Annotated in this window: 30 protein-coding genes; 16 read left to right on the top strand and 14 right to left on the bottom strand. The window is 66.9% G+C overall.

Annotated features, from left to right (window positions below):
* Positions 1 to 45 precede the first annotated feature (45 nt).
* Positions 46 to 786, top strand: a complete 741-nt coding sequence (locus MNR00_RS11820; protein WP_241926120.1) for a class I SAM-dependent methyltransferase — start codon at positions 46 to 48, stop codon at positions 784 to 786.
* 145 nt (positions 787 to 931) lie between these two features.
* On the opposite strand, the gene MNR00_RS11815 is transcribed toward MNR00_RS11820, so the two are convergent.
* The gene (locus MNR00_RS11815) at positions 932 to 1,579 is read right to left on the bottom strand and encodes an SAM-dependent methyltransferase (RefSeq protein WP_241926119.1); all 648 of its coding nucleotides are present in this window, start codon (positions 1,577 to 1,579) and stop codon (positions 932 to 934) included.
* Positions 1,580 to 1,636: 57 nt separating this feature from the next.
* Here MNR00_RS11815 and ychF point away from each other — a divergent pair, with 57 nt between their 5' ends.
* Positions 1,637 to 2,710, top strand: a complete 1,074-nt coding sequence (gene ychF, locus MNR00_RS11810; protein WP_241926118.1) for a redox-regulated ATPase YchF — start codon at positions 1,637 to 1,639, stop codon at positions 2,708 to 2,710.
* 13 nt (positions 2,711 to 2,723) lie between these two features.
* Here ychF and MNR00_RS11805 read toward each other — a convergent pair whose 3' ends face one another.
* Complete coding sequence (locus tag MNR00_RS11805) at positions 2,724 to 3,158, bottom strand: GNAT family N-acetyltransferase (protein WP_241926117.1); 435 nt, start codon at positions 3,156 to 3,158, stop codon at positions 2,724 to 2,726.
* 150 nt (positions 3,159 to 3,308) lie between these two features.
* Here MNR00_RS11805 and MNR00_RS11800 point away from each other — a divergent pair, with 150 nt between their 5' ends.
* Complete coding sequence (locus MNR00_RS11800; RefSeq protein WP_241926116.1) at positions 3,309 to 3,923, top strand: dihydrofolate reductase family protein; 615 nt, start codon at positions 3,309 to 3,311, stop codon at positions 3,921 to 3,923.
* 40 nt (positions 3,924 to 3,963) lie between these two features.
* Entirely contained in the window at positions 3,964 to 4,539 is a 576-nt protein-coding gene (locus tag MNR00_RS11795; protein ID WP_241926115.1) for a HEAT repeat domain-containing protein, read from the top strand.
* Here the strand turns inward: MNR00_RS11795 and MNR00_RS11790 are convergent.
* On the bottom strand, positions 4,533 to 5,339 hold the full coding sequence (locus MNR00_RS11790) for an inositol monophosphatase family protein (protein ID WP_241926114.1): 807 nt from the start codon (positions 5,337 to 5,339) through the stop codon (positions 4,533 to 4,535). The genes MNR00_RS11795 and MNR00_RS11790 overlap by 7 nt on opposite strands.
* 197 nt (positions 5,340 to 5,536) lie before the next feature.
* Between MNR00_RS11790 and MNR00_RS11785 the strand changes: the two genes are divergently transcribed.
* The 3 genes from MNR00_RS11785 to MNR00_RS11775 all read left to right on the top strand — a co-directional run bounded on the left by MNR00_RS11785 (position 5,537) and on the right by MNR00_RS11775 (position 7,021).
* Positions 5,537 to 6,007, top strand: coding sequence for a hemerythrin domain-containing protein (locus MNR00_RS11785; RefSeq protein WP_241926113.1), 471 nt, complete (start codon positions 5,537 to 5,539; stop codon positions 6,005 to 6,007).
* Positions 6,008 to 6,108: 101 nt separating this feature from the next.
* The gene (locus MNR00_RS11780; RefSeq protein ID WP_241926112.1) at positions 6,109 to 6,522 is read left to right on the top strand and encodes a PaaI family thioesterase; all 414 of its coding nucleotides are present in this window, start codon (positions 6,109 to 6,111) and stop codon (positions 6,520 to 6,522) included.
* Between the two features lie 31 nt (positions 6,523 to 6,553).
* On the top strand, positions 6,554 to 7,021 hold the full coding sequence (locus MNR00_RS11775; protein ID WP_241926111.1) for a DUF2809 domain-containing protein: 468 nt from the start codon (positions 6,554 to 6,556) through the stop codon (positions 7,019 to 7,021).
* Here the strand turns inward: MNR00_RS11775 and MNR00_RS11770 are convergent.
* Together MNR00_RS11770 and MNR00_RS11765 are read right to left on the bottom strand one after the other, a co-directional pair.
* Positions 6,988 to 7,482, bottom strand: coding sequence for a tetratricopeptide repeat protein (locus tag MNR00_RS11770; protein WP_241926110.1), 495 nt, complete (start codon positions 7,480 to 7,482; stop codon positions 6,988 to 6,990). The two genes, MNR00_RS11775 and MNR00_RS11770, sit on opposite strands and share 34 nt — an antisense overlap.
* Positions 7,483 to 7,526: 44 nt before the next feature.
* Positions 7,527 to 7,868, bottom strand: coding sequence for a YciI family protein (locus tag MNR00_RS11765; RefSeq protein WP_241926109.1), 342 nt, complete (start codon positions 7,866 to 7,868; stop codon positions 7,527 to 7,529).
* Positions 7,869 to 7,987: 119 nt separating this feature from the next.
* On the opposite strand from MNR00_RS11765, the gene MNR00_RS11760 reads away from it, so the two are divergent.
* Both MNR00_RS11760 and MNR00_RS11755 read left to right on the top strand, forming a co-directional pair.
* The gene (locus MNR00_RS11760) at positions 7,988 to 8,821 is read left to right on the top strand and encodes an ornithine carbamoyltransferase (RefSeq protein WP_241926108.1); all 834 of its coding nucleotides are present in this window, start codon (positions 7,988 to 7,990) and stop codon (positions 8,819 to 8,821) included.
* Positions 8,818 to 9,219, top strand: a complete 402-nt coding sequence (locus tag MNR00_RS11755) for a VOC family protein (RefSeq protein WP_241926107.1) — start codon at positions 8,818 to 8,820, stop codon at positions 9,217 to 9,219. The genes MNR00_RS11760 and MNR00_RS11755 overlap by 4 nt, the downstream gene beginning before the upstream one ends.
* Positions 9,220 to 9,224: 5 nt before the next feature.
* Here the strand turns inward: MNR00_RS11755 and MNR00_RS11750 are convergent, their stop codons facing one another.
* On the bottom strand, positions 9,225 to 10,232 hold the full coding sequence (locus MNR00_RS11750; protein WP_241926106.1) for a GNAT family N-acetyltransferase: 1,008 nt from the start codon (positions 10,230 to 10,232) through the stop codon (positions 9,225 to 9,227).
* Between the two features lie 84 nt (positions 10,233 to 10,316).
* Between MNR00_RS11750 and MNR00_RS11745 the strand changes: the two genes are divergently transcribed.
* Entirely contained in the window at positions 10,317 to 10,685 is a 369-nt protein-coding gene (locus tag MNR00_RS11745) for a hypothetical protein (RefSeq protein ID WP_241926105.1), read from the top strand.
* A 103-nt stretch (positions 10,686 to 10,788) separates the two neighbouring features.
* Here the strand turns inward: MNR00_RS11745 and MNR00_RS11740 are convergent, their stop codons facing one another.
* Positions 10,789 to 11,526, bottom strand: a complete 738-nt coding sequence (locus tag MNR00_RS11740; RefSeq protein WP_241926104.1) for an anaerobic ribonucleoside-triphosphate reductase activating protein — start codon at positions 11,524 to 11,526, stop codon at positions 10,789 to 10,791.
* Positions 11,523 to 13,340, bottom strand: a complete 1,818-nt coding sequence (locus tag MNR00_RS11735) for a ribonucleoside triphosphate reductase (RefSeq protein WP_241926103.1) — start codon at positions 13,338 to 13,340, stop codon at positions 11,523 to 11,525. Before MNR00_RS11735 ends, MNR00_RS11740 begins: the two co-directional genes overlap by 4 nt.
* A 231-nt stretch (positions 13,341 to 13,571) precedes the next feature.
* Here MNR00_RS11735 and MNR00_RS11730 point away from each other — a divergent pair, with 231 nt between their 5' ends.
* Entirely contained in the window at positions 13,572 to 14,009 is a 438-nt protein-coding gene (locus MNR00_RS11730) for a VOC family protein (RefSeq protein WP_241926102.1), read from the top strand.
* 13 nt (positions 14,010 to 14,022) lie between these two features.
* On the opposite strand, the gene MNR00_RS11725 is transcribed toward MNR00_RS11730, so the two are convergent.
* Positions 14,023 to 14,457: a hypothetical protein gene (locus MNR00_RS11725; RefSeq protein ID WP_241926101.1), complete on the bottom strand. Its 435-nt coding sequence runs from the start codon at positions 14,455 to 14,457 to the stop codon at positions 14,023 to 14,025.
* Positions 14,458 to 14,587: 130 nt separating this feature from the next.
* Positions 14,588 to 15,007 (bottom strand): hypothetical protein, encoded by a 420-nt coding sequence (locus MNR00_RS11720; protein WP_241926100.1) that lies wholly within the window; start codon positions 15,005 to 15,007, stop codon positions 14,588 to 14,590.
* A gap of 116 nt (positions 15,008 to 15,123) precedes the next feature.
* Between MNR00_RS11720 and MNR00_RS11715 the strand changes: the two genes are divergently transcribed.
* From MNR00_RS11715 to MNR00_RS11700, 4 genes are all read left to right on the top strand, one after another.
* Positions 15,124 to 15,519, top strand: a complete 396-nt coding sequence (locus tag MNR00_RS11715) for a hypothetical protein (RefSeq protein ID WP_241926099.1) — start codon at positions 15,124 to 15,126, stop codon at positions 15,517 to 15,519.
* A 91-nt stretch (positions 15,520 to 15,610) separates the two neighbouring features.
* Entirely contained in the window at positions 15,611 to 16,180 is a 570-nt protein-coding gene (locus MNR00_RS11710; RefSeq protein WP_241926098.1) for an alpha/beta hydrolase, read from the top strand.
* Positions 16,181 to 16,204: 24 nt separating this feature from the next.
* On the top strand, positions 16,205 to 17,269 hold the full coding sequence (locus tag MNR00_RS11705; protein WP_241926097.1) for a tellurite resistance/C4-dicarboxylate transporter family protein: 1,065 nt from the start codon (positions 16,205 to 16,207) through the stop codon (positions 17,267 to 17,269).
* 52 nt (positions 17,270 to 17,321) lie between these two features.
* Entirely contained in the window at positions 17,322 to 17,966 is a 645-nt protein-coding gene (locus MNR00_RS11700) for a DUF1345 domain-containing protein (RefSeq protein ID WP_241926096.1), read from the top strand.
* Positions 17,967 to 18,012: 46 nt separating this feature from the next.
* On the opposite strand, the gene MNR00_RS11695 is transcribed toward MNR00_RS11700, so the two are convergent.
* From MNR00_RS11695 to MNR00_RS11680, 4 genes are all read right to left on the bottom strand, one after another.
* Entirely contained in the window at positions 18,013 to 18,588 is a 576-nt protein-coding gene (locus MNR00_RS11695; RefSeq protein WP_241926095.1) for a 1-acyl-sn-glycerol-3-phosphate acyltransferase, read from the bottom strand.
* A 112-nt stretch (positions 18,589 to 18,700) separates the two neighbouring features.
* Positions 18,701 to 18,991, bottom strand: coding sequence for a Fe-S cluster assembly protein HesB (locus MNR00_RS11690; RefSeq protein ID WP_241926094.1), 291 nt, complete (start codon positions 18,989 to 18,991; stop codon positions 18,701 to 18,703).
* 84 nt (positions 18,992 to 19,075) lie between these two features.
* Positions 19,076 to 19,648 carry a GNAT family N-acetyltransferase gene (locus MNR00_RS11685; protein WP_241926093.1) on the bottom strand — a complete coding sequence of 191 codons (573 nt, stop codon included), beginning with the start codon at positions 19,646 to 19,648 and terminating at the stop codon, positions 19,076 to 19,078.
* Positions 19,649 to 19,668: 20 nt separating this feature from the next.
* Entirely contained in the window at positions 19,669 to 20,148 is a 480-nt protein-coding gene (locus tag MNR00_RS11680; RefSeq protein ID WP_241926092.1) for a DUF6328 family protein, read from the bottom strand.
* A gap of 120 nt (positions 20,149 to 20,268) precedes the next feature.
* Here MNR00_RS11680 and MNR00_RS11675 point away from each other — a divergent pair, with 120 nt between their 5' ends.
* Positions 20,269 to 20,427 (top strand): hypothetical protein, encoded by a 159-nt coding sequence (locus MNR00_RS11675; RefSeq protein ID WP_241926091.1) that lies wholly within the window; start codon positions 20,269 to 20,271, stop codon positions 20,425 to 20,427.

Genomic DNA, 20,427 nt, shown 5'->3' with positions numbered 1-20,427 from the left:
TTCGAAGGGTGCGCCGGGCCCGCAGGCGCGCCGTAGTCTGAACGCATGAGCGATTCGCGAGCGACTTCCTTCGGTGCAGCGGCGGATGACTACGAGGCGGCGAGGCCCGAGTACCCGTTCGAGGCCGTGGCATGGATGCTGGAGACGCTCGCGCACCGCTCGCGGCGCATCGCCGATGTCGGGGCCGGCACGGGCAAGTTGACGCGGGTGCTGGCGGATGCGCCGCAGGCGGAAGTCGTCGCGGTCGATCCGGATGCTGCGATGCTCGCGAAACTGCGCGAGACCGTGCCGGGGGTGCCGACGTTCGTCGGCAGCGCGGAGGCTCTGCCGCTGCCGGATGCCAGTCTGGACGCCGTCGTGCTCGGCCAGGCTTGGCACTGGGTGGATCCGGCCAGTGCATCCGCCGAGGTCGGGAGGGTTCTGCGCCCGGGCGGCACGCTGGGACTGATCTGGAACACGCGCGACAATCGCGTGGACTGGGTGCGGCGGCTGACGGAGGTCATGAGCTCCAGCGTCGCCGAAGAGATGATCGACGCCGGCGGGCCGACCGTCGCCGCACCGTTCGATGCGGTGCAGAGTGAGCGCTGGGAGTGGCTGCGCCCCATGACGCGTGCTCAGCTGCATCGGATGGCCGCATCACGCAGTCACTGGATCACGGCATCCGACGAGACGCGCGAGGCTGTGCGGCAGGGGATGGATGCCCTCTTCGACGAACTCGGCCTGGCCGGCGATGCGACCATCGATGTCCCGTATGTGACCTCGGCCTTCCGCGCGCAGCGCGGGTAGGGAGTTCGGGTCCGCCGCACGCGGGCCGGGCGTGGCAGGCCGATTTCGCGCGAATTCACCTGCTGCCGGGGCATTCGCCTGATCTCGAGCGCGGGTACTGGCGCGGATCGCTGATTACGGGCATCCGACGCCTTGCACCTGACGCCTACGCGCGCACCGCACCCACCACTCGCCACGGGCCGCTGCGCTCGTTGAAACGCGGTTCGAAACCGTGCCGGCGCAGCACGGTGAGCATCGCCGAAGGCGAATGTGCGAAGGCACGGTACTCGCGGCGCATCAGGGCGCAGTACGCGTTCACCACGCGCACCGCGATGCGGCCAGCCCAGCCCTGCACAGGGTGGCTGAACACCACGGCGCGCTGCGCATGATCTGCAGCGGCGCTGAGCAGGCGGTCGTAGTCGGGGTAACAGCACACGACGCGGTGCAGCATGACGAAGTCGGCCGGATCCACGGCATCCGGCTTCTGCGCGAGGTCGATGCCCAGCATCCGCGTCGCGCGATCGCGCAACCCGGCCTCGTCGAGCAGGGCGACGGCGTCGTCTTCGTAGGCAGAGGAGAGCTCGAGGTTCGTCGTGTGCGCGGCGCCGCGCTTGAGTGCTTCGACCTGGATGTCGCCGATGCCGCCGCCGATCTCCAGGACCGTTGCGCCGTCGAGACCGACCTTCTCAGCGAAGTCGACCATCCACCGCGCGCTGGTCGTGAGCCCGCCGCGTCGGTACCGACGCGTGAGCTCGCGCGAGAATCGCGGGTTGAACTCGCGCTCATAGCGGTTCGGCGGGCAGCAGTCGTTCACGGCCTCAGTATCCCTCCGCGGCGGCGGTGCGGCAATGCCCCGGTAGACTGAGTGCCCGTGGCTCTCACTATCGGTATCGTCGGCCTGCCCAATGTCGGCAAGTCCACCCTTTTCAACGCGCTGACCAAGAACGACGTGCTCGCGGCGAACTATCCGTTCGCGACGATCGAGCCGAACATCGGCGTCGTCAGCCTGCCTGATCCGCGGCTCGCCGTGCTGGCCGGGATCTTCGGCAGCGAGCGCCTGCTGCCCGCGACGGTGTCGTTCGTCGACATCGCCGGCATCGTGCGCGGCGCGAGCGAGGGTGAGGGGCTTGGTAACCAGTTCCTCGCGAACATCCGTGAGGCGGATGCCATCGCTCAGGTCGTCCGCGGATTCGTCGACGACGACGTGGTGCACGTCGAAGGTGCGGTGAATCCCAAGAACGACTTGGAGACCATCAACGCCGAGTTGATGCTGGCTGACCTGCAGACGCTCGAGAAGGCCCTTCCTCGGTACGAGAAGGAGACCAAGCGCAAGACCATCGACGGCTCGGTTCTCGAGGCAGCGACGGCGGCGAAGGATGCCCTGGAACGTGGTGAGCTGCTCTCGCACTCGAACATCGACCTCGCACCGATCCGCGAACTCGGGCTGCTGACGGCGAAGCCGTACATCTACGTCTTCAACGTGGATGAGTCGGTGCTGACGGATGCTGCGCGCAAGGCCGAGCTCGAGGCACTGGTCGCCCCGGCCAAGGCGGTCTTCCTCGACGCGAAGATCGAGTCGGAGCTGATCGACCTCGACCCCGAGGACGCTCAGGAGCTGCTGGAGGCCACCGGTCAGACCGAGTCGGGCCTCGACCAGCTGGCGCGCATCGGATTCGCGACGCTCGGGCTGCAGACGTATTTGACCGCGGGCCCCAAGGAGTCGCGCGCCTGGACGATCCCGCAGGGTGCGAAGGCACCGCAGGCGGCCGGAGTCATCCACACCGACTTCGAGAAGGGCTTCATCAAGGCCGAGGTCATCTCTTTCGATGACCTCGTCGCCACTGGGTCCGTCGCCGAGGCGCGCGCCAAGGGCAAGGCCCGCCTCGAGGGCAAGGACTACGTCATGCAGGACGGCGACGTGGTGGAATTCCGCTTCAACAACTGATCGTCGGTCCGGCTCACGCTGAGGCGTGACCTCGGCGCGTCATCCAAACGTCCACATCATCCTCGGAGTCGACGGTGAAGCCGTGGCGCTCGTAGAGGCGGCGAGCGGGGCTGCCTTGGAGGACATTCAGCCGATGGGTAAGCGGATCGTGCTCGGCGAGGATGAGGGTCAGCACCTTCGACCCGATGCCTCTGTTCTGCACTACCGGCGCGATATAGAAGTGCTCAATCCAGCGAGTATCCGGCTCCTCCCGCACTGAGATGGACCCGACATCCTCGCCCTTGAAGACGATGATCCGTGTGCTTTCGGGACGGAATCCGTCCCGCATCCGCTGACGGACTCGGACGGCGTCATACCTTCCGAGCCGTTCCAGGTCAGTGTGCAGCACCTGGGCGCGGAGTTCTACGAGCCATTCGATGTCGGTGGTCTTTGCCGAGCGTAGTTCCATCCTTGACAGCATAAGATCCGGCCCGCGCGGGCAGCGTCTGCACAGCCTGCGGGACCTTTGCGGTCGCGGCGTGATGCCTATCGACGACGCAATGCCGTGGGGTTCCGCTTCAACAGCTAGGCGTTGTTGTCGGTACGCTAGCATCGCGGCATGCGCGCGCTCACGGTCTGCAACTTCGCCACCGTCGACGGGATGTACGAGGACGATGACCACGACATCGCCTCGTTCTTCGAGCACTGGCATCCCGACTATCACGGCGCAGACTCGTTCGACTTTCACACCACGGCCCTCCTGCGCGACGCAGGGACGCTGTTGCTGTCGGGACGACGGTCATTCCTCGGGAACATGACCTATTGGGCCAGCGTGCTCGAGGATCCGGATGCGACGGCGATCCGACGCGAGTTCGCCGAGTTGATCATGGCGGTCGAAAAGATCGTCGTCTCCGACACGATCAGCGACGCGGACGTCGCCGCGTGGCCACACACCAGGATCGTGCGGATCGCCGATGCGCGGGATGAAGTGCGGATGCTGAAGCAAGGCGAAGGGCGCGGCATCCTGATCCTGCTCGGGCGAGTGCTCTGGAACGACCTCATGCACGCGGGACTGGTCGATGAGTTGCAGTTGGTGACCTTCCCGCTCATAGCGGGCGGGGGAGTGCCGCTGTTCGACCGCAGGCCCCCAGTCGCGCTCAAGCTCCTTGGCACGCACGTGTGGGAGGAGTCCGGGAACGTCCTCATGCGCTGGCGAGTGGATCCCGCGGCGTAGGTCAACACTGGTGGATCTCATCAGGGACTACCGTTGAAGCGTGCCTCAAAATCCTCACGCCACATCCTCCGACGGCTCTCTGCCCGACAGCATCCCGCTCGCGCAGCGCATCGAGAGCGCTGTCGAGCTCGATGGCGAATCTGAAGTCGTCACTCGCGCGCTCTCGCTGATGGCCGGCAACAACGAGGGGGACTCGTTCCTGATCCTTGTCGGAGGTGAGCACGCGCAGGGCATCCTCGACGGAGCCCCGCCGCTGTACTGGCCAGAGCTGTGGGGCACTCGCACTCTGTTGTACGCATGGGATGAATCGGCTGCTCCCGCCGTCATCCGCGCGCTGGGCAACCCGGCCTGGCGTGTGCGCGAGATGGCAGCGCGCGTCATCGCCGCGCGTGATCTGCCCGCGGTCGCCGAGTTGACTGCGTTGATCACCGATGACACGCCGCGCGTGCGGATCGCCGCGGCACGGGCGCTTGGCGCGGTGGGCACAATGGACGACCTCGACTCCATCCGGACGCTGCTCAAGGATCCGCTGGTCGAGGTTCGCCGTGGTGCTCAGCAAGCACGCGACGCGTTGCGCGCACGATTCCCCAAGTCGCCCTCGACCGAATCTCAGTGACTCGTCGACAGCACCGACCGAAGATGGGGATCGACGAGCGCGACCATCCGGTCATGGGTCGCGCTGTCAGCTGAGATGAGCAGACCGCGACCGGTGTGCAGCGCGTTTCCGCTCAGGTCGCTGACGATGCAGCCGGCTACCTCGCACAGCGCGATGCCCGCAGCGAAGTGGATATTGTCCCTGAAATCTCCATCCGAGATGTAAGCGGCCCGCCGCCCTGCTGCTACCCAGACGACGCCGAGCGTCGACGAGATCACCCGAGGTCCGTAGCGCTCGCGCAGTCTCGGGTCACCCACAAGCTGTCCACCGACGAATGCCTGATCCAGCGGTCCGTCGCAGTTCACCTCGACGAGGCCTGAATGCGCCGTCGGCGCGAGCTGCTGGTCGTCACCGTTGTGACGGCGATAGGCGCGCACGCCGTCGGTCCAGAAGAGTTCCTGAGCGATCGGATCTGCCGCCGCAGCCGCAAGAGGAACACCATCGGACAGCAACGCGACGTTCACGGCGACGAGCGGCGTGCCTGCCGCGAAATTCTGAGTTCCGCAGAGCGGGTCGATGTACCACCGCCGCTCGGCGTGCTCGCCGCCGGACGTACCCAGTTCTTCTCCGATGCGCGCGTCATCCGGCCGGTGCTCGCCGAGAATTCTCAGGATCGCGGACTCGGCATCGATGTCGGTCTGGGTGGCGAAGTCTGTCGCAGACTTGGCGAACCGGCGGGGGCTGGTCCCGTATCCCCGCGCGACGACGTCAGACCCTGCCAGGGTCGCGGCAATCGCAACCTCTGCGTCGCTCAGTTCCATACGTCGAGCGTATTAGCCGGGCGCTTTCCGGTCGAGCCACGCGGCGGCACCCGAACGGCTCTCGGAGATCGGCTCCGGAGGACCAGGCGTGTTAGCTTGGTGCCAGCATCGCGTGCCGGTGGCAGACCGTGCCAGGCATGGAGGCGTGGAATCCGAAGGATGAGGACGAATGAACCCGTCGACACCTTCACCCTCACGTGACTGAGGGTGAGAAGTCCAGGCTCGTCGCCTGGGCCGATGAACTGCGCAGCGTCCACGCGCGACTGCGCAATGCCCTGGCGGTGACGCAGGAAGCCTTGGCGTCCGGTGCACCCGCGCAGGCTGCGAGCCGCGAACTGCTGCTATTCTGTCACGGCTTCTGTGTCGCACTGACCGAGCACCACGAGGGTGAGGACCGTCAGCTGTTCCCGGCGATCGGCGAGGCGCATCCGGAGTTGCGCGACGTGCTGCGAAAGCTCGAGCAGGATCATTCGATGATCGCGCACCTGATCGGCCAACTGCAGGCGGCAGCGTCGTCATCCGAGCCCCGCGAGACGCTGGCCCGCCATCTTGAAGGCATCGCCGCGATCATGGAGAGCCATTTCCGGTACGAGGAGCGCCAATTGCTCGTCGTACTGCAGAGCCTTTCCCTCGACATCGAGCCGAGCAGGGTGCTCGGCCCGCTCTGAGACGTCGGTGCAGAAGAGTCAACTGTGCACGCTGATCAGCGAGGTACGTCGAGTAGAGTCGCCTCGCCCGCCGATTCGGGATGCCAGTGAGGAGACACTCGATGACGACGCTGACCCTCGAGGAAGCGCGCGGTGTGCTGCAGGCACAGCCTTTCAGCATGATGCTCGGCACGGTCCTGACACGATTCGATGAGAGCGGGATCACGCTCGAGCTCGACGTGAACGCGCAGCTGCTGCAGCAGCACGGCTACGTCCACGGCGGCGTGCTGTGCTACCTGGCCGACAATGCGATCACTTTCGCCGGTGGCCTGACCCTCGGCCCTGATGTGCTCACTTCGGGGGTCGCGCTCACCTACCTGCGCCCCGCGCAGGGGGAGCGGCTGATCGCCCGCGCCCGCACCCAGGGCAGCACGTCGCGCACGGCCGCGACTCAGGTCGAGATCCACGTGCAGAACGCCGAGGGCGAGTATCTGTGCGCGGTCGGCTCCGGCACGGTGACCGCGCGAACGCGGTGATGTGCCCAGCCCGACGTGCGAGGCTGGACCCGTGGCATCCGCTCAATCGCTCAGCGAACCAGACCGACGCGAGACGCGTCGGGTTCGTCGATCCGTCCTCGCGCTGGCCGCGATCGGGACCGTCGCCGCAGGGCTCGCCGTGCATCTGCTCGCCCCGGCCGGCATCATCAGCGACGCGCTGGGCGACGTTCTCTATGCCGTCCTGATCGTGCTGCTCGTCGCGTTCGTCGCCCCGCGGGCGTCGTGGTGGGTGACGGGGGCCGCAGCGCTCGTGTGGTGCTTCGGCGTGGAACTGCTGCAGTTGTCCCCGCTACCTGCTCAGTGGGGAGCAGCGTTTCCTCCGTTGCGGCTTGTTTTCGGAACGGCTTTCTCGCCAGGGGATCTGCTCTGGTACGCGGTGGGTATCGCGCTCGCTGCGGGAATCCTCGGAATGCTGCGGCGTGCGCGTCCCCGTGGCGAGGCGACTCAGTCGGAGCCGTCGGTGAGTGACGCGGCGTAGTTCCGCATCGAGCGCTGATAGCGGGGGAGCGCATCGATCTGCGCCTCGATCGCCTCTCGCAGAGCTTCGTCCTTGCGACCGGCGCTGTGCAGCGCAAGTGCGAGCACGATGCGAGGTGCTGATCCGGTCGATTCATGCGTCGGCGCGGCTCGCAGGACGGCGATCGCCTCATCGAGGCGGCCGAGGTTGCGCAGCGTCGATCCGTATTGGACGGCGAGCCGCGCATGCCGGGCGTCATCGAGTCCGAGTGCGAGCGCACGCTCATACTCGGCGCCGGCTTCAGCCTCGAAGCCCATCGAGTCGTACATGCCTGCGAGCTCGAACGCGCCCCGACCATCACCGGCGGGAGACTGCGCGGCGAGGCCACGCATCGCTGCCACGCCGTCTTCCCGTTCCAGGGCGTCGAAGCGCCCCCAGAGTTCGCGGACGGCGGCTTCCCACTCTTCGGTTGTCAGCGTCATGCCGCCCAGTCTTACAGGTCGCCGCCGCTCGCAAGGCCCAATGCTCAGAAGACCGGGCGGACCTCCTGCGGCCAGCCGCACGCTTCGGCGATCCTGCCCGCCCACATCTTCGCCGTGTCCTCGTCGGGGACGTCGATGATCGTCAGGCCGCCGAGGTACGCCTCACCAGGAGCGACGCGTCCGGTGCGGACCACGACCTCGCCGCTGGTGGCATCTGCGCTGAAGGCGCCGTCGATGTCCTCATCAACGCCCGCGGCGAACACGTAGGCGCCGGCACCCTTGATCTCGTCCACCACCGCATTCGCGAGCGGCCCGCGCGACGCAAACCACTCAGAAGAGTGGTCGCCCACCCATTGCTGGTTGAAGTAGATGATGTATTGCGCCATGATCGCTCCTCGCAGACGACGTCGGTGACGTGTTCAAGTTAGCCCCGCGGGTCGGCGCAAGAAAGCCCTCTGCGAAATCGGCGTAGATTCGAATCGCGTACGCGACAGGAAGCGAGAAGATGACGACCCACCTGCTTTCGCTGACCGAGTGGACCACAGACGACCTCGATTCCCTCTTCGCCCTGGCCGACGAATACGCCGAAGGACGGGGCCCGTGCTTCGCAGGCGCCGTGGCGATGTTCTTCCCACCGTCCAGCCTGCGCACGCGCTTCTCATTCGAGCGGGGTGCAGCCGAGATGGGGCTGCAGCCGATCACGTTCCCGCCCGAGACTCTCGACAAAAGTGAAGATCTCGTCGACGTCGCCGGATACCTCGCTCAGTGGGCTGACATCGCCGTCGTGCGGCATCCCGACATCGGGGTGCTGCAGCGGCTGGCATCCCCCGACGCACTGCCTGTCGTCAACGCCATGACCGACGCCAACCATCCCTGCGAGGTGCTCTCCGACCTGTACGCGCTCTCGCGCGTCGCGGATGCCCGTCAGCTGCGCTATCTGTTCGTCGGCGCCGACGGCAACATCGGCCGCGCCTGGTGGGAGGCCGCGCAGGCCTTCGGTCTGGACCTCACGCAGAGCTGCCCGATGGACCTTCGTGTTCCGGGCATCCGATGGGAAGGCGACCTGCGCCGCGCGATCGCATCGGCCGACGTCGTGATCACCGACGGCCCCGGTGCACACGCCGAGCTCCTGGCGCCGTACCGAGTGACAGCCGAACTGCTCGACCGCGCGCCGAGCGGGGTGCGGCTGGCGCCGTGCCCGCCGTTCGTGAGAGGACGCGAAGTGAGTGCGGATGCTGTCGAGCACGAAGCCTTCGTGGGCTATGAGTTCAAGTGCGGCCTCAAGCCCGTGCAGCAGGCTGTGATGGCGCGCGCATTGACGAGTAGGAGTCCCCGATGAAACTGCACCATGTTCAGGTGTCCATTCCGCGCGGTGGAGAAGCAGAAGCGCGGCGCTTCTACGCCGACGCCCTCGGCCTGACGGAAGTGCAGAAGCCGCCTTCCCTCGCCGGTCGTGGCGGATGCTGGTTCCGTGCCTATGACGGCGACACGGTCACCGCCGAGATCCACCTCGGTGTGGATGACCCGTTCGTCCCGGCCAAGAAGGCGCATCCGGGCCTCGTGTGCGACTCGCTCGCGGAGTTGGAGCAGGTCGCAGCCCGGATCGAACGCGGCGGATTCGACGTCTCCTGGGCGGAGCGCGACACGTTCGAGGGTTATGTCCGTTTCCACGCGCGCGACGGATTCGGGAATCGGGTCGAGATCATGACGCCCGCTGTGGGTGACCTCGCCGGCTGACCGATTCAGCTGATCTTCTGTTCCATCTCGCACGTGACTTCCGCGCGCTGGAATCCGACCCGCTTGTTGGTCCGGTACATGGCGGTGTTGTCGGGGTCGGTCCAGGTGTGCGCCACGCGGCGGGATGGATGCTGCGCAGCGATGCGCTCGAGATTGGCGCGCTTCAGCGCGAGCCCGATCCGATGGCCGCGGTGCTCAGGCATGACGAGCGTGGCATCCTGCCAGGCCAGTTCCACGTCTTCGTGCGGCAGGAAGACGACGGAGTAGCCGGCGAACGCCCCCGTCGCGCGATGCCGGGCGGCCGCGACAAGGATCCGATACGAGGCCGCAAGCAGCTGCTCACTTGAGGCGAGTCTCTGGTCGGTGAGCAGAACAGGCTCCACGTCGGCGTCGCCGCGCGGGACGTCGGCATTCATCTGGTTGCGCATCGCGAGATACGCCGGACGCCACTCGGGCGGACAGGCATCGGCCCACGAGATGATCTCGTACTCAGCATCCACCTCACCCAGCGCCGCAAGCGCATCGGACGGCGCCGGCAGGTCCAGCACGAGATGGTGCTCGAGGTGCACGCGCTGGTAGCCCATGGCCGCGGCGAACGCCATCGCCGCGCTGCCGGCGAGGTTCGGCGCCGACACTTCACCGACCAGCACCGAGCGCCCAGCGGCGTGAGCGCGAGCGACGGCAGCAGCGTGCAGAGCACTGGCGACGCCGGAACGACGCGCATCGACGGCGACGGCTACATCGATCGCGGCCGAGTGCACATTGTCAGCGAGTGGCAGCTCCAGTTCGACGATCCCGACGATCTCACCGTCGAGCAGCGCGATGAGCCAGATCCGCTCGTGGTACGGCGTCGGCCGATCGATGAGCTCGCGGAGCGCTCCGAGTCCTTCCAGCACAGCATGAGGGCGGTCCGCGTGATGAGCCGCGTTCCGCACCCGCCAGAACGTCTCGATCTCGGCCGGCGAGGTGGCGTCGAGGGATCGGATGCTGAGGGCAGGCGGCGTGGTGATCATCTGATCATTGAACAGGATGCACGGTGCCTTGGTTCTCGTCCGAGCTGCAACGTCGTGCACAGCACGGCCCAGTACGCTGGCACGATGCGCCGACTCGCCCTGATCCCCGCCGTCCTCGCCATCGGCCTTCTGGCCGGGTGCTCACAGGTGGCGCAGTTCGCCGGGGACGCCGTCGGCGTCGACGTCGACCAGGTGTGCACGTCCTTCGACGATGCCTACGCGCAGTACGAGGGGCTGTTGGACCAGGGCGATGCGACCGCGGATCAGGTCGCATCGACGCGCGACGACCTGGTCGCCACGCTGAAAGGACTCGCGGATGACATCGGCGGCAAGCCGGGGGATCTGATCAGATCCAACGCGCAGAAGCTCGCCGAGTCCGTCGACCCGACCTCGCCGGAGTCGATCGAGGCCATCGAGCAGATCAAGACCTCGCTCGACCCGTTCTGCGACTGACGCGCCGTTCTCTGCCGATAAGGGCCCGACCCGCGCTGCGCGGGTGGTCGCGCACAGCGAGGGCCGGGCGTCTGCGGGTGCTCAGACGGCCGAATCGGACCGCTCAGCGCACGATGACGCGCTCGAACCGGTCGGTGGGTGCAGCGCCCAGATCGATGCGGCGACCCGGCGCGGTCACACGGGGGAGCACATCACGGGTCCCGGTGTCGCGGAACCGCTGCAGTGCCCAGGTGCGCACGCCAGCATCCGACAACCGGGCCGACAACTCGGCCAGCCCCTGCTCGTCGACCGCCTCGGAGTGCACGGTCGTTCGCACCTCGAGGTCGAGAGGCGCGGCGGTGCCGGCACGGCGCTGCTGCTCGTCGAGCACCAGATCCAGACTGTGCCACGCCTTCTCGCTCGAGCCGGGGCGGCCGACGACCTTCTCGTACCTTGACGCGGTCGCCTTGATGTCGAATCCGATCCAGTCCAGCAGCGGCAACAGGGCCGCCAGCCGGCCAGGATACGCGCCGCCGGTGTGCAGCCCGACGCCGAAGCCGAGCGACCGCGCAGCGGCCACGGCAGGCAGCAGCTCGTGCTGCATCGTCGCCTCGCCGCCAGTGAACACGACGCCGTCGAGCAGGCCGACCCGCCGCTCCAGGTGCTGCCACACGGCAGACCACCCCAGCGCGCCGGCGGCTCGCGGATCGATCAGTGCGGGGTTGTGGCAGTAGAAGCAGTCCCACGGGCATCCCTGCAGGAACACCGTCGTCACCAGCTTGTCCGGCCAGTCGACGCTCGACAGCTTCGACATCCCCGCCACCCGCAGATCGATCGCCTCGCCGGCGCGCTGCGCACTCATGCCGGAACCGGCACGCACTGGTCGAAATACAGCCGCTCGGCAGCCTCGCCCTTCTTGCCGATGTTGAACGACGAGATCGGACGGAAGTAGCCCATCACGCGCGTCCACACTTCGCACGCGGCGCCGCAGTCAGGGCAGTTCTCGTGATGACCCGAGACGTACCCGTGCTGTGCACAGATCGAGAACGTCGGCGTCACCGTGATGTACGGCAGGCGGAAGCCCTCCAGGCACCGCTTGACCAGCGTCTTGCACGCCGCGGCCGAGACCATCGCCTCGCCCATGTACAGGTGCAGCACCGTACCGCCGGTGTACTTGCCCTGCAGTGCCTCTTGCAGCTCCATTGCCTCGAACGCATCGTCGGTGAAGCCGACCGGCAACTGCGACGAGTTCGTGTAGTACGGGTTGGCAGGGGTGCCCGCGTGCACGATCGCCTGCCCGAAGCGCTCGATGTCGGACTTCGCGAGCCGGTACGTCGCGCCCTCGGCGGGGCTCGCCTCGAGGTTGTACATGTTGCCGGTGGACTCCTGGAACTCCACCATGCGCGCGCGGACGTGATCGAGCAGGGCTCCGACCAGCTCTCGACCCTCGTCGGAGGTGATGTTCGTGTCGTCCAGGGTGAAGTTGCGCACGAACTCGTTCAGCCCGTTCACCCCGATCGTCGAGAAGTGGTTGTCGAGGTTGCCCAGGTACCGCTTCGTGTAGGGGAACAGCCCACCCTCGATGTGCCGGTCGATCACGCGCCGCTTGGCCTCGAGACTGTCGCGCGCGACGTCCAGCAGCTCATCCAGGCGGCGGTACACGGCATCCATGTCTCCGGGGTGCACGAAGCCGAGCCGCGCGCAGTTCACCGTCACCACGCCCAAGGAACCGGTCTGCTCCGCCGAGCCGAACAGACCGTTGCCGCGCTTGAGCAGCTCGGTGAGGTCGAGTTGCAGCCGGCAGCACATCGAGCGGATCATGTGCGGATCGAGGTCGGAGTTCACGAAGTTCTGGAAGTACGGCAGGCCGTACTTCGCCGTCATCGCGAACAGCTCGTCGACCAGCGGACCGTCCCAATCGAAGTCCTTGGTGATGTTGTACGTCGGGATCGGAAAGGTGAATGAGCGTCCGTCGGCGTCTCCCTGGCTCATCACCGCGATGAAGGCGCGGTTGATGACCGCCATCTCGGCGGTGAGGTCGGCGTACGTGAAGTCGCAGACGGCGCCGCCGATGAGTGGATGCTGGTCGGCGAGGTCATCGGGAACGGTCCAGTCGAACGTGAGATTGGTGAACGGCGTCTGCGTGCCCCAGCGGGAGGGCACGTTGAGGTTGAACACGAACTCCTGGATCGCCTGCTCGACCTGCTCGTACGTCAGCGCGTCAAGGCGCACGAACGGGGCGAGGTAGGTGTCGAACGAACTGAACGCCTGGGCGCCGGCCCACTCGTTCTGCAGCGTGCCGAGGAAGTTGACCATCTGTCCGAGCGCGCTGGTGAGGTGCTTCGGGGGAGAGGAGGCGATCTTGCCGGGTGCCCCGTTGAAGCCCTCCTCGAGCAGCATGCGCAGCGACCAGCCGGCGCAGTAGCCGGCGAACATGTCGAGGTCGTGGATGTGCAGGTCGCCCTCGCGGTGGGCAGTGCCGGCCGCGGGTGCGTAGACCTCGTCGAGCCAGTAGTTGGCGATGAGCTTGCCTGCCGAGTTGAGGATGAGTCCGCCGAGCGAGTAGCCCTGGTTGGCGTTCGCGTTGACGCGCCAATCGCCGCGCGAGAGGTACTCGTCGATCGTGCTGCCGACCTCGACCGTTCGCGGTTCGGGGCGGGATTCCGGTGTGCGCATGAGTTCTCCTAGAGTTGTCGAGCCATCTGCGTCCTTCCGACCACCGGAGCGCAGCACCACTATATGTAGTGTCTATCGCCCTTGCGAAGCCTATATGTAGCGTCACGGCCGTGGAAAACCTGATCTACCTGTGCGCGGTTGTGGGTCTGCACAGCCTCGCGTGTCGCGCGCGGGCAAGCTGTCGTGGCGGGTGTATTGCGCGTCGATGGGACGCCAGCTAGCGTGAAGCGCATGGCTATCGCAATGGAGAATGTGGGCATCGCGGTACGCGACATCGAGGCCACGATCGCGTTCTTCACCGACCTCGGACTGACCGTCGTCGGGCGCGACACCGTGAGCGGTGAGTGGGCCGACACCGCGGTCGGTCTCGACGGCAATCACGCCAAGATCGCCATGCTGCAGACGCCAGACGGACACGGCCGACTCGAGCTGTTCGAGTACATCCACCCGGACGCGATCGAGACGTCGCCGACGCTGCCCAACGAGATCGGGATGCACCGGGTCGCCTTCTCAGTCGATGACATCGATGCAGCGCTCGAGATCGCCGCACGACACGAGTGCCACCCGCTGCGCGGCGTGGCGAACTATCAGGACGTCTACAAGCTCGCGTACGTCCGCGGGCCCAGCGGCATAATCGTGATGCTCGCGCAGGACCTGACCAAGCCGTGAGTCGGATGCCGGGTCAGCCGGCCGCAGTGCGGATGTACTCGGTGACGGTCTGCTCGGTGTCCGGCGTCCAGGCGAGGATCGCGAACGAGGTCACCCACATGTCGCCGTCGTCCAGCTGCGCAGCCTCCTCGAAGCCGATGGTCGCGTAGCGCGATTCATACTTCGCAGCGGGCTTGAAGAACACCACGACCTTGCCTGCGGCATCCGTATACGCAGGGAATCCGTACCAGGTCTTCGGCACCAGCTGAGGGGCGACTCTCGCGACCACCCGCCCGATGCCCTCCGCGATCTCACGGTCGTCCGACCGCATTGCGTCGATGGCCTCGCGGATCGCCTTCTCGCCGGCCTCACGTGACTTGCCAGCCTTCTGCTCAGCGCGCAGTTCGGCGGCGCGCTCCTTGACCGCCTCGCGCTCCTGCGCGGACAGCCCCTCGGATTTCTCGGCCATCGCGTTCTCCTTCGATCATTCGGACCTGATGTCGATCAGCCCCGTGTTCGGCAGCCGCACACGGCGTCACTGTAACAGCGCTTCGGGTTGAACTGCACCCGTTCCGCGGGCTCTCAGAAGAAAATCGGTCCTACGAGAAGAGGTGCGCCCCGTGACCGCAGCGTGCTGCCAGTGCGACGATCTCGGCGACGTGCGAGTGCGGGACGACGACAAGCGGGCAGGCGTCTTCGTCTTCCTCGAGTCGGACGATGCGCAGGTCATGACGAGAGAGGATGCCGTCGGCAACCGCGATCGCCGTCGCCAGCTCTCCGTCGACGTCACCCACGCTGTCGAGCTCGGCGCCCGCGCGGAAGACACGGGGCAGCTGCGCCAGAGCATCGGCGAGCTCGACTCCCGAGTCGGTGCTCTCGAGGTACGCGAGAGCACCCGCGTCGTCGAGGCCGTCGATCAGAGCGATCCACGGATCGGCATCCAAGCTGCGCTCGACGCCGGGCCCCAGCTCGGGGTCGTCGTCGAGCAGTTCACACAGTCGCGCCCAGTCAGCGCCCATCCGTCGTCCCCCCCCGGGTGTGATTCTGTCGTGCGTCGTGATCGTCGGATCATGCTCGCCGTGCCATCGGATTCGGCATGCGCTATTGTCCGTGGCACATCGTACTCTCTGTGTGTATGGCCACTCTTGATGATCTGCGGCGCATCGCCGACGCGCTGCCTGGCTGCGAGGAGCGCGCGATGACCGGGGGCGCAGCCTGGTTCGTGCGCGGCAAGCTCTTCGCGTGGGAGTGCCACCCCTGGCCGAGCATCCCCGAGGACATGCGCGCGATCATCGCCGCAGAGCTCGTCGTGGGTGTCAAGGTCGCCGAGCCCCTCGAGGCGCGGGCACTCGTGCAGATGAGCCCTGATGTGTTCCTGCGCGAGACCACCAGATGGAGTGAACCGAAGATCGCGTTCCGCATGGCGGCCGTCGACCCCGACCACTTCAACGAACTCGTGACCGAGGCCTGGCGTGTACAGGCACCGCGATACCTGCGCCAGGAGTTCGATGAGGTGCACACGGCCCGGTGAACTTGTCGGCGGGTGTCGTGGTTGCGTACGGTGATGAGGTCGGCGAATGCGCCGAGAGCACCACGCCGCACCGCACAGAGAGAACACGACAGTGACGCAGAAGAGCACCTTCGAGCCCGAAGGCCGTGCAGTGCCGTTCGTTGACGAGGGCGAGGGCCCCGTCACGCTCGTGCTCGTCACGAACCGCGACCTCGAGGCCGACGGCCTTGGCGTCATCTCGCACTACCTCGCCGAAGAAGCCGGCTTCCGCGTCGTGCGCATCGGCGCGCGCACGGCCGCCGATGGGCTCACCGCGAGCGAGAGGGCGTCGGATGCTGTCGCCGTTCTCGACCATCTCGACATCGCCGACACCTGGATCGGCGGACACGGCCACGGCAGCACGATCGCCAGGGTGTTCGCCGCAGAGCACACCGATCGGGTGAACGGACTGCTCATGCTCGGCGTCGAGGACGCGCAGTTCGCTCTCGCCCCTGGCATCCCGGTGCTGATGATCCAGGCCGAGCACGACGACGTCACCCCGGCAGCCAACGCCGAGGCGCTGCGCGCGACGGCACCCGAGCGTGCCAGCGTCACGACGATCGCCGGCGCCGACCACTTCTTCCCGGCCACGCACCCGATCGAGACCGCGGTCGTGATCGAGGAGTATCTGGACTGGGACTGACCACCGTCGACTGAGACCCGCGAGATGAATCCGATTCGGCACGCGATCGCCCACCTGGCGCCCGGCTACTTCGCCGCGGTCATGGGCACCGGCATCGTATCGATCGGATTGCACGACGCGGGCGTGCTGCCCCTGTCCGCTGCGCTGATGTGGATCGCAGCCGGGCTCTACGTCGTGCTGTGGGCGCTGTACATCTGGCGCGCCGTCGAATTCCGCCGTCAGGTCGCCACAGACGTGCGTGACCCCGAGATCGCCTTCGCATTCTTCACCATCGTCGCCGCCACTGACGTGCTCGGGGTGCGGCTGGCGAAGGAGGGCATGATCGCTGCTGCCACGCCGCTGTTCCTGCTTGCCGGGCTATTGTGGTTCGTCTTCGGGTACCTGCTGCCGTGGCAGGTGCTGATGACGCGTGACGGCAAGCCCATCCTCGCTCGGGCGAACGGCACGTGGTTCATCTGGGCCGTTGCCAGCCAATCGCTGGCCATCGGCATGGCTCAGCTGCGGCCGTACGTCGACGCGGTCGCCGCGCCGTGGGTGGGGATGCTGGCTGTGCTGGCCTGGTCGGTCGGGGTCATCCTCTACGCGGCCATGGCGATGCTCGTTCTGCTGCGCGTCGTGCACTTCGGCGTCACGCCGCAGCAGTTCGATCCCGCCTACTGGGTCGCGATGGGTGCGCTTGCGATCGCCGTTGTGGCCGGCGCGAGCATCGTCGAGATGGAGCGATCGCCGATGGTCGATGCGGTGCGTCCGCTGATCGCTGCGACGGTGGTGATCTTCTGGGTGTTCTGCGTGTGGCTCATTCCGCTGCTGGTCGGCGCCGGTGTGTGGCGGCACGTCGTGCACAAGGTGCCGCTGACCTACGTGGCGACGCTCTGGTCGATGGTCTTCCCGATCGGGATGTTCGCGGCGGCATCGATATCACTCGGCACCGCTGACGAACTGCCGGCCGCAGGCCTGGTCGGACAGGTCGCCCTGGTGGTGGCCGTGATCGTGTGGGCTGTGGTGTTCATCGCCATGCTGCACCGGGTCTTCCGCGTGGTGTGGGACACCCTGCGGACGCGGCAGGAGCCTGTGCGCATCGACGCCTGACCGTCGTGTCGCGCGCGGGTACTGCTGTCGTGGCCGGATGTACGATGCGGGCATGGCCGAAACCGCTGATCGCGCGCACGTGCGTCTGCGCCTCGGATGTGCCATTCTGCTCGGCATCGCCGCGGGGGTCGGCATGGGGGCTGTCTTCGGCCCTGCGGTGGGGGTCGTCGGCGGTTGGGGCGCGCTCGCGCTGGTGAACGCGATCTGGGTGCTGCTGGTCGTCTGGCCGATGGACGCCGACGCCACACGCACGCATGCCCTCGCGGAGGATCCCGGTCGGCGCACGGCCCGCCTGATCGCGATCATCGGCAGCCTGGTCAGCCTCGTTGCGGTGGGCGTCGTGGTGCTGCAGGCGAGGAACGCCCCCGAGCTCGAGGGCAATCTGCTCGCCGCGATCACGGTGCTCGGCGTGGCAGCATCCTGGGCGCTGATCCAGGTCGACTACATGCTGCGCTACGCGAGGATCTACTACTCCGAGCCGATCGGCGGCATCTCGTTCAATCAGCGTGAAGACCCGCAGTACTCCGACTTCGCCTACTTCTCGGTCGGACTCGGCATGACGTACCAGGTCGCGGATACGAACGTCTCCACCAGCGAGATCCGGCGGATCGTCGTGGCGCAGACGCTGCTCGCCTACCTGTTCGGCGCGGTGATCCTCGCCACCGTCATCAATCTCGTCACCAGCCTGGGCGGATGAGAGCTCAGGGGCGGTCGATGGCTCGGCCAGGCTCGCCGCGTGCGGGTCAGTTCGCTGCGGACTCTTCGCGCAGGCGCGGTTCGACGCGGTGCTCGGGGCGCAGACCCGACTTGTCGGCGTAGAACGCGCGGATGCGATCCATGTCGTCGGCGACATCTCCGGTCAGCTCGATCGTGGGGCCGAGACCGGTGGTCATGGTGGTGCGATCCACGTAGCCGAGTGTGACGGGCATCCCGGTCTCGCGGGCGATGCGGTAGAAGCCCGATTTCCAGTAGGTGTGGCCCTTTCGCGTGCCATCGGGGGTGACGACGAGTGCGAACACCTCACCCGAGTGCGCCTGCGACACGACTTCGCCCACGATGCGGCTCGGGTTCTCGCGATCGACGGCGATGCCGCCGATCGCTCGCATGATCGGTCCGGCCAGTCCATTGAACAGACTCTTCTTGCCCAGCCAGTGCACGTCGATCCCGAGCTTCCATGCAATGGCGAGCATGAGCACGAAATCCCAGTTCGAGGTGTGCGGCGCCCCGATCAGCAGGGTAGGGCGGGTGGGGGCGGGCTGTGTCTGCAACGTCCAGTGGCTGAAAGTCCAGTACACCCGCGCGATGAGACGACGAAGCATGTCTCCAAGCTAGGGCAGGGCGCATGCGCTCCTCGGCATACGCAGGGCGCATCGAACAGCGGATGCAGAAGAGCCGCCACCCCGTGGGGCGGCGGCTCTCGCAGTCTCGATCTCAGACTGCTTGAGGCAGCAGCGTGAACGACACCGCGCCCTGCTCATCGACGGCGGCGTCGAGCACCTTGTCGTCGAGGGCTTCGGCGGCCGTCTTCTCGAGGAAGACGTGGATCTCCTCGTCACCGACGATGGCATCGCCGGGTTCGGCGGTCGCGGCGACGGTGACCGCGAATCGCGGTTCGGCGTCGGTACCAGACGAATGGATGCGCAGACCGGCATCCGGACCGGTGCTCTGCTGGGCGACGATGGTCGCCGCGATGGTGTTTGCGTTCTCGGTCAGGGTGAGCATCGCGCTCTCCTTCCGGTTGCGGACACCACGCCGTCCGGCGCGATGTCCCGGCCACGATTCCGCACCTGCGGCGATCGTTCAACCTCAGCGCATCGACTCGGAGGGGTTTCCCACCTCGCGCTTGCGCACCTCCCAGGCGGAGCGCGAGACGGCGAAGTCGAGGTGCGGCATGGTGATGCCGCGGTAACGCTTCGTGAAGCGACCACGCACCGTCATGCCGAGGCGGATGGCGACATTCATCGACGCGATGTTCGTGTCGCGGATCTGCGCATGCACGGCATCGCCTGGCAGCGCGTCGATGGTGTCGAAGGCGAGCTGCACGCATCCGGCCGCCGCTTCTGTCGCGTACCCCTTCCCCCACACGTCGTGGCAGAACAGGTAGCCGACCTCGATGGCCTCTTCGCCTGATCCGCTCTGCCTCGTGAGCCCGCACTGGCCGATCACCCGGCCGGTGTCGCGGGACTCGACCGCCCACAGCCCGAACCCGTCGGCGAGGTAGCGGTCGCGCTGCCGCTGCAGCCATTCATCGACGCCGTCATCATCGAAGGCGCCCTCGTAGGCGACCATCACCAGCGGATCCTGCAGGATCGCCCGAAGGGCAGGCAGGTCACCAGCATCCATCTCGCGCAGCCGCAGGCGCGTCGTCTCGATGATCACCGCACGATTCTGTCAGACGGTCAGTCGCGGGCGCGGAGGCCCACCGGCAGCACCACCCACAGCACGACGATGGCGATCACGCCCACTCCGGCCGCGATGAGGGCGAAGACGTGGTCGAAGGTGAAGTCGATGATGAGCACGGTCACCCCGACGGTGAGCGCGGCGATGACGACCAGGTTGGCCTTCACGATGCGATTGGCGACCCGCACGAGTTCGGTTTTGCGGCCGCGTGCGAACAGGATGCGATGCATCCCCACCGGGGTGAGTGCCAGCACCGTGGCCGTGGCGGCGAGCAGCACCAGCAGGACGTACAGCATCCGCTGCAGCTCACTCAGGTCGTTGAACAACGGCTGGAAGGCGACGGCGAGCAGAAAGCCGGTGAGGATCTGCGTGCCGGTCTGCATCACGCGCAGCTCTTGCATCAGCTCATCCCAATTGCGATCAGCGCGCTCGTCTTCGGTCTCGTCGCGGCCGTCCTTTCGCGCATCGGGGGCGCTCAAGGACGGCTCCGCTCGCTCAGGGCCGATGCGAGCAGGAAGCCCGGTGACGGGGTGAAGATCATCATGGCAGGGACGGTACACGTGCGAGCCGACTGCCGCCAGGGCGCGTACCATCGAGGTATGACTGATGCGCAGAAGGCCCCTGGCGGCGAGGCTCTCGCCGTGCTTCCCGGCCTGCAGCTGCTCGGCGACGACACCGCCATGGGCGTGTGCGTCGACGGGGTGTGCGTGATTCCGGGGTCGACGGTCACCGCCGCCGGCGCCGAGAAGCGCGACTGA

Source organism: Microbacterium sp. H1-D42 (assembly GCF_022637555.1).
GTDB lineage: Bacteria > Actinomycetota > Actinomycetes > Actinomycetales > Microbacteriaceae > Microbacterium.
The sequence above is the reverse complement of the archived record's forward strand: the minus strand, read 5'-3'. Positions and strand labels throughout refer to the sequence as shown.

Bases quoted from the DNA above. Each gene is read 5' to 3' on its own strand.
- MNR00_RS11805 (WP_241926117.1), bottom strand. From the start codon at position 3,158: ATGGAACTACGCTCGGCAAAGACCACCGACATCGAATGGCTCGTAGAA.
- MNR00_RS11755 (WP_241926107.1), top strand. From the start codon at position 8,818: ATGAAACTGCACCATGTTCAGGTGTCCATTCCGCGCGGTGGAGAAGCA.
- MNR00_RS11770 (WP_241926110.1), bottom strand. From the start codon at position 7,482: ATGACGCTGACAACCGAAGAGTGGGAAGCCGCCGTCCGCGAACTCTGG.
- MNR00_RS11715 (WP_241926099.1), top strand. From the start codon at position 15,124: ATGGCCACTCTTGATGATCTGCGGCGCATCGCCGACGCGCTGCCTGGC.
- MNR00_RS11720 (WP_241926100.1), bottom strand. From the start codon at position 15,007: ATGGGCGCTGACTGGGCGCGACTGTGTGAACTGCTCGACGACGACCCC.
- MNR00_RS11735 (WP_241926103.1), bottom strand. From the start codon at position 13,340: ATGCGCACACCGGAATCCCGCCCCGAACCGCGAACGGTCGAGGTCGGC.
- MNR00_RS11700 (WP_241926096.1), top strand. From the start codon at position 17,322: ATGGCCGAAACCGCTGATCGCGCGCACGTGCGTCTGCGCCTCGGATGT.
- MNR00_RS11745 (WP_241926105.1), top strand. From the start codon at position 10,317: ATGCGCCGACTCGCCCTGATCCCCGCCGTCCTCGCCATCGGCCTTCTG.
- MNR00_RS11760 (WP_241926108.1), top strand. From the start codon at position 7,988: ATGACGACCCACCTGCTTTCGCTGACCGAGTGGACCACAGACGACCTC.
- MNR00_RS11675 (WP_241926091.1), top strand. From the start codon at position 20,269: ATGACTGATGCGCAGAAGGCCCCTGGCGGCGAGGCTCTCGCCGTGCTT.
- MNR00_RS11740 (WP_241926104.1), bottom strand. From the start codon at position 11,526: ATGAGTGCGCAGCGCGCCGGCGAGGCGATCGATCTGCGGGTGGCGGGG.
- MNR00_RS11730 (WP_241926102.1), top strand. From the start codon at position 13,572: ATGGCTATCGCAATGGAGAATGTGGGCATCGCGGTACGCGACATCGAG.
- MNR00_RS11690 (WP_241926094.1), bottom strand. From the start codon at position 18,991: ATGCTCACCCTGACCGAGAACGCAAACACCATCGCGGCGACCATCGTC.
- MNR00_RS11820 (WP_241926120.1), top strand. From the start codon at position 46: ATGAGCGATTCGCGAGCGACTTCCTTCGGTGCAGCGGCGGATGACTAC.
- MNR00_RS11790 (WP_241926114.1), bottom strand. From the start codon at position 5,339: ATGGAACTGAGCGACGCAGAGGTTGCGATTGCCGCGACCCTGGCAGGG.
- MNR00_RS11765 (WP_241926109.1), bottom strand. From the start codon at position 7,868: ATGGCGCAATACATCATCTACTTCAACCAGCAATGGGTGGGCGACCAC.
- MNR00_RS11705 (WP_241926097.1), top strand. From the start codon at position 16,205: ATGAATCCGATTCGGCACGCGATCGCCCACCTGGCGCCCGGCTACTTC.
- MNR00_RS11800 (WP_241926116.1), top strand. From the start codon at position 3,309: ATGCGCGCGCTCACGGTCTGCAACTTCGCCACCGTCGACGGGATGTAC.
- MNR00_RS11750 (WP_241926106.1), bottom strand. From the start codon at position 10,232: ATGATCACCACGCCGCCTGCCCTCAGCATCCGATCCCTCGACGCCACC.
- MNR00_RS11725 (WP_241926101.1), bottom strand. From the start codon at position 14,457: ATGGCCGAGAAATCCGAGGGGCTGTCCGCGCAGGAGCGCGAGGCGGTC.
- MNR00_RS11780 (WP_241926112.1), top strand. From the start codon at position 6,109: ATGACGACGCTGACCCTCGAGGAAGCGCGCGGTGTGCTGCAGGCACAG.
- MNR00_RS11695 (WP_241926095.1), bottom strand. From the start codon at position 18,588: ATGCTTCGTCGTCTCATCGCGCGGGTGTACTGGACTTTCAGCCACTGG.